Genomic DNA, 1,100 nt, shown 5'->3' with positions numbered 1-1,100 from the left:
ACCCGCGCATGGCCAGACCCGAACATAAAGGGGCGGCAGGTCAGAAATTCCACCTCCCGCAGGCAGTCAGCTACCCGCACACAGGTCTCATGAGTTCATCAAGGTCACGAAAACTCTGCCCGAGGAAGAAATCCTGCCGGATATACCGGAACGGCCGCTCGACCTTGCCCTTTGTCTTGGCGCGATACGGCTGGCACGCGCGCGGCGCGCTGCCGTAATGGTCGAGCAGAGCGACCAACGAGGGATTATAGGTGACGATGCCCGTGGGGTCCTCGCCGAGAACTGCGGTTTTCATGCGGTCATAGAGGATCTCGGCGCAGCTTCCGCCCATCGCCTCGAAGGCGGCGATATGGCAGCGCAGGACGGTTTCCAGGGTCTGGTTCGGGCAGAACCGGCCCCAGAGCCAGCGGCTGCGTCCCAGCACCATGCTGAAAAGCCAGACTTTGCGCGGCGCCTGCGGCTCGGTCAGGAACGTCACCGGAAATTCAGCGAAATCGACCTGCGCCTGCTCGCCGGGAGCGGTCTCGAAACGCCGCTCGAACACCTTGGGCACCTGCGGCCTGACGAGCCGCAGATATTCCGTCAGCGTCGAATAGGCCCCCTCGTATCCCATCGGCGTGATCTGGCGGTGCAACCGGCGAGCGGAAAGTCCAGGATACGTCTCCAGCCTTTCCAGCAAATACACACGAAAGCGTTCGGCAATACGCTCGCTCTCCGCGCGGGGGCTGTAGCATGGGGCCTCGATGCCCCGGGCCAGATATCTGCGCACCGTCTTGCGGTCCAGGCCCGTCTGTCGCGCGATCGCGCTGACACCCAGTCCCTGTCGTTTCAATTCGTGGATCAACACAGTCTCCCTGACTCCAATCACCTGCTCGCCCTTCTGCCGGGATGCGCAGGTTATTTGGGGAACGACCGCCCTGGCGGGGGGCTGGCCCCGCCCCGGCGGTGCTCGGTCAAAATGGGGAAATTTCAGACAGCCATTTTGGGGAGATTACATCCAGCACTGACAATCCGCGCCAGCAAGGCGTCTGGGGGATCGCCCGTAACGCCGATCGACCGGCCATTGCGCAGCAGGATGTCCACCCGGCCAGGACGGGTCA

Annotated in this window: 1 pseudogene; it reads right to left on the bottom strand. The window is 63.2% G+C overall.

Annotated features, from left to right (window positions below):
* Positions 1 to 91 precede the first annotated feature (91 nt).
* Positions 92 to 868: pseudogene (gene istA / locus PWM43_RS15320) on the bottom strand (IS21 family transposase); the annotation flags it as partial.
* Between the last annotated feature and the right edge of the window lie 232 nt (positions 869 to 1,100).

The sequence above is a fragment of the Brytella acorum genome (assembly GCF_029309905.1).
In the GTDB taxonomy this organism is placed as follows: Bacteria; Pseudomonadota; Alphaproteobacteria; order Acetobacterales; family Acetobacteraceae; genus Brytella; species Brytella acorum.
Note: the sequence above shows the minus strand (reverse complement) of the source record. Positions and strands in the feature narration are given on the sequence as shown.